This is a genomic window from Terriglobales bacterium (genome assembly GCA_035624455.1).
Taxonomy (GTDB): Bacteria; Acidobacteriota; Terriglobia; order Terriglobales; family Acidobacteriaceae; genus DASPRM01.
Genome location: DASPRM010000057.1, coordinates 1 through 4497, shown reverse-complemented (window position 1 = coordinate 4497; position 4497 = coordinate 1). Strand labels below are relative to the sequence as shown.

At 58.5% G+C, this 4497-nt stretch carries 3 protein-coding genes and 1 other RNA gene; 1 reads left to right on the top strand and 3 read right to left on the bottom strand.

Annotated features, from left to right (window positions below; translation table 11 throughout):
* Window positions 1–360, bottom strand: a transfer-messenger RNA (tmRNA) gene (ssrA, locus tag VEG30_06375); the annotation flags it as partial.
* Window positions 361–796: 436 nt separating this feature from the next.
* Here ssrA and VEG30_06370 point away from each other — a divergent pair.
* Complete coding sequence (locus VEG30_06370; protein ID HXZ79536.1) at window positions 797–1156, top strand: PilZ domain-containing protein; 360 nt, start codon at window positions 797–799, stop codon at window positions 1154–1156.
* A 128-nt stretch (window positions 1157–1284) separates the two neighbouring features.
* Here VEG30_06370 and VEG30_06365 read toward each other — a convergent pair whose 3' ends face one another.
* Entirely contained in the window at window positions 1285–2289 is a 1005-nt protein-coding gene (locus VEG30_06365) for a dihydroorotate dehydrogenase-like protein (protein HXZ79535.1), read from the bottom strand.
* The coding region (nifJ, locus tag VEG30_06360) for a pyruvate:ferredoxin (flavodoxin) oxidoreductase (GenBank protein ID HXZ79534.1) at window positions 2286–4497 on the bottom strand (2212 nt) is incomplete at its 5' end. The genes nifJ and VEG30_06365, both read right to left, overlap by 4 nt.

Here is a 4497-nt window from a genome sequence, read left to right as displayed (position 1 = left end):
GGAGGCGGCGGGAGTCGAACCCGCGTCCGAAGCGGCTGCCAGTAAAGAGCCTACATACGTAGTCGCATTCCCGCTGCGGTTGCCCGCAACTTTCGCCGCTCGCGGTCAGAACGCGACAAGAAACGCGAGCCGCTAGCCTGATGATCTCGCCTGCGGACTCAGACGGCCTCCGCAAGCCAGCCCACTGTGCGACGCCCTTTCGCAGCCCGTGGGCGAAGCCGCGAAGGACGGCTACTTAACTAATTAAGCAGCGTATGCCAGCTGTTGGTTGGCAATTATGGTTTTTGCCACGATTTCGGGTGTGTGCACCCCGGTATGCCTCTCGACCGCAAACCTCTCCGTCGAAGCCGTGACGCCCCCACGGGATTGAGGCCGCCCAGACCTGGTTCAGTCCGGGCGGCCACCCTCAACCTAAGACAAATATGAGGGCCAGTCAATTAGATGCGGAATCGGCCGGCCAGGGCTCTTCGAGGCGGGGTCGGAATGATCCCCAAAGCGTAGGCAATCTCGCGCATGATCCATCAACTAAGGCTCTAGTTATCAGTTGCTTCAGGCGAATATTTCGAGTAAAAACTACTCCCATTCTCTTACGCCCCGCCGCAGCATTTCCCGCTCCGCGTTACGCAAGCCGTGGTTTTGGAACAGCACGAATTTTCGCTCCCGAAACAATTCAAGATTCCATCTTGGAACCCGACGACAATGGCGTACGATTACGCGCATCCCATCTGATAATGGCCCTCGGGCCAGCATCCAAAGAGACCTCTGCGATCAGAAACATCTGATTCACAATGACTCTGTGGCTCCCCCCAAGCAAGGAACTCGCCGCTGGCAACGGCTGCCCATCGCTTTTCCCGTGTTTCTCCACTCCGTGGACCGCGAGGGGAATCCTTATCTGGAATTCGGCACAGCATTGAATGTCAGTGCCGGAGGCGTGCTGATCGCGGTTCGCAGGCCTCCCGCTTCCAAACACATTCGCCTGGAAATTCCGGTCTCTCCTATCCTGCCCAAGTTCGCTATTGAAACCTACCGCAGTATCAAGGCCCACGTGGTGCGCACCGAGTTGACCCGCCAATTCACCTTCATGGGTGTGGAGTTCGATCAGCCGCTGACCTTGGGCGATTGTCCCCGCGAACTCAAGAGCGCGCGAACGAATTGATCAGGAAGCCATCAGCAGTCAGCGGTCACCATTCAACCTTCACGAGTGAGCTTGACTTGTCATCACGAGCGGAAGGCGCAGCCCGCGAGGGATCTGCAGTTCCCCCGGTCTACCCGATTGCAGTTTCGTTAACGCACCGTAACCGTGTAGCTGCTCAGCACCTTCATGTAGTTGGCGCGTTCGAACGCCGCAGGATGGCGCACCGACTTGTGGCTCATGCTGCCCTTCATCTGCTGGATGGATTCGTACTCGTGCTTCTCTAGCCATTCGCCAACCTCGGCGATCAGGAAGCGTAAGTAATCGATGCCGTGCTCCAGCAGAGCGGACGTCGTCATTGCCACTCGCGCTCCCGCCATCATGCACTTGATCACATCTTCGGCTGTGTGCACCCCGCCCGTGATGGCCAGGTCAGCATCGATCTTGCCAAACAGGATGGCAGCCCAGTGCAGGCGGAGCCGCAGCTCGTTGGAGCGGCTTAGTTGCAGGCTGGGGACGACCTCGAGATTTTCGAGATCAAAATCGGGTTGGTAGAAGCGGTTGAACAGGACCAGGGCATCAGCGCCAGCCTGATCCAGCTTGCGCGCCATGTTCGCCATGGCACTAAAGTACGGACCCAGCTTGACCGCCACCGGTATTCTCACGCTGTCTTTCACGGCATCCACCAGGTCGCAGTACATATTTTCGACTGTCATCGCGTCGAGCGTCGGATCGGTGGGAAGGTAGTAGATGTTCAGTTCGAGCGCGTCGGCGCCGGCATCCTGAATCAGCCGGGCATAGCGAATCCAGCCACCAGTCGAGACCCCGTTCAGACTGCCAATCACCGGAATTCGCACCGCTGCCTTGCCTCGCGCGACCTGCTCGAGATAGTCATCGGGACCGATGTTGTAGCTGGTCATGTCGGGAAACATGGCTAGCGCTTCGGCGGAGACATCTGTGCCCTGGGCAAGAAAGCGGTCGAGCAGATTGCTTTCCAGGTTGATTTGCTCTTCAAACAGCGAATGCATGACGATCGCCGCTGCGCCTGCATCTTCCAGCCGCCGGAAATTAGCCACATCTTTCGTCAGCGGGGAGGCGGAAGCTACCACCGGGTTCTTGAGTTTGAGTTCCAGATAATTCGTCGATAGGTCGATCACTTTTCCACCCCCTTGGCGCCCGCAACGGCCCCGGCTTTTTCCGGCGGCGCTGGAGCTGTAGGTTTGCCCGCGCCATTGGCGGGCATTGATGCCCAGTATTCGTAGAGCTTCCAGCGGTTCACCACGTCCTGCTGAGCTTCCTGCAGCAGTTCCTTCGCTTCTTCCGGATGACTGTGAGTAAGCATGGTGTAGCGCGTTTCGTTGTAAATGTATTTTTCAAGCGGAATGGAAGGAGCCTTGGAATCCAGTTGCAGCGGATTCTTGCCCTGCTCGACCAGCTTGGGGTTATAGCGGAACAGCGGCCAGTGTCCGGCTTGCACCGCCAGTTTCTGCTGATCGAGGCCATGCACCAGGTCGTACCCATGCGCGATGCAGTGGCTGTAGGCGATGATCAGCGAGGGTCCGTCGTAGGCCTCAGCTTCAAGGAAAGCTTTCAGTGTTTGCATGTCTCCCGCCCCGAAGGCCACGTGAGCAACATAGACGTTGCCATAGCTCATTGCCATGAGCGCGAGGTCCTTTTTCGGACGTGGCTTGCCGCCCGCGGCGAACTTCGCCACCGCGGCACGCGGCGTGGCCTTGGACATCTGCCCGCCGGTGTTCGAGTAAACCTCGGTATCGAGAACGAGAATGTTCACGTTATGTCCGGAAGCCAGGACATGATCGAGGCCGCCGTAGCCGATATCGTAGGCCCAGCCATCGCCACCCACGATCCAGACTGACTTGTTGACCAACACGTCGGCGAGCGCTTTGAGATCGCGTGCAGCTGCGGAGGTGAGGCCTGCTAACTTCTGCTTCAGCCGCTCAACTCGCTCCCGCTGAGCGCGAATTCCGGTTTCCCCCGACTGATCCGCGTGCAGCAGATCGGCGGCAAATTCCTCCCCGATCTCAGCCGAGAGCTTCTGCACCAGCTCACGGGCGTATTCGCTTTGCTTGTTGAGGGAAAGACGCATGCCCAGGCCAAATTCCGCATTGTCTTCGAACAGCGAGTTTGACCACGCGATCCCACGCCCCTCATGGTTGAAGGTGTAAGGCGTGGTAGGAAGATTGCCCCCGTAGATTGACGAGCAGCCGGTGGCATTGGCCACAATGGCGCGGTCGCCGAATAGCTGTGACATCAACTTGATGTAAGGCGTCTCGCCACAGCCCGCGCAGGCGCCGGAGAACTCAAATAGCGGCTGCAGCAGTTGTATGTCTTTTACCTGTCCTAAGCTCAAGGCGCTGCGATCCGTCTCCGGCAGCGAGAGGAAGAAATCCCAGTTCGTGGCTTCCTGCTCGCGGACTGGAGCCTGCGCCACCATGTTGATGGCTTTGTGCTTGACCTCGGTCTTGCTCTTGACCGGACAGACTTCAACGCACAGAGCGCAGCCCGTGCAATCTTCCGGAGCCACCTGCAGCGTGTATTGGAGGTGGCCAAATTCTTTCCAGCGGGCAGCCACAGACTTGAAGTGTTGCGGCGCACCCTGCAGCTTGTCAGACTCGTAAACCTTGGCGCGAATCACCGCGTGCGGACAGACCATCACACACTTGCCGCATTGGATGCAGAGCTTCTCGTCCCATTCGGGAATTTCAAGTGCGATATTACGTTTCTCCCACTGCGCGGTGCCCGTGGGGAACGTGCCATCGATGGGCAGCTTGCTGACTGGCAGCAGGTCGCCATTGCCCTCAATGATGGGAGCGAGCACGTCTTTTACGAAAACCGGCGCTTGCGCCGGTACCGCGGGTCGAATGTCGAAGCTGCTCGAGACCTCGTTCGGCACTTTGACTTCCAACAGATTAGCCAGCGTGCCATCCACGGCTGCGAAGTTCTTCTGCACCACCGCCTCGCCGCGTTTGCCGTAGGTTTTGCGGATCGAGTTCTTGATCGCTTCCAGGGCCTCGTCGCGGGGAAGCACTCCGCTGATCGCGAAGAAGCAAGTCTGCATGATGGTGTTGACGCGTCCCCCCATCCCGGTTTGGCGGGCAACATCGTAGCCATCGATCACGTAAAACTTCAGCTTCTTGTCGATGATCTGCTGCTGCACGGTGCGCGGAATGTTGTTCCAGACCTGGTCCGGACCGAAAGGACTGTTGAGCAGGAATGTGGCGCCCTGCTCAGCGTGCCGCAGCACATCTACCCGCTCCAGGAAGCTGAACTGGTGGCAGGCCACAAAATTGGCGCGGCTGATCAGGTAGCTCGAGTGAATCGGACGTGGCCCGAAACGCAGGTGA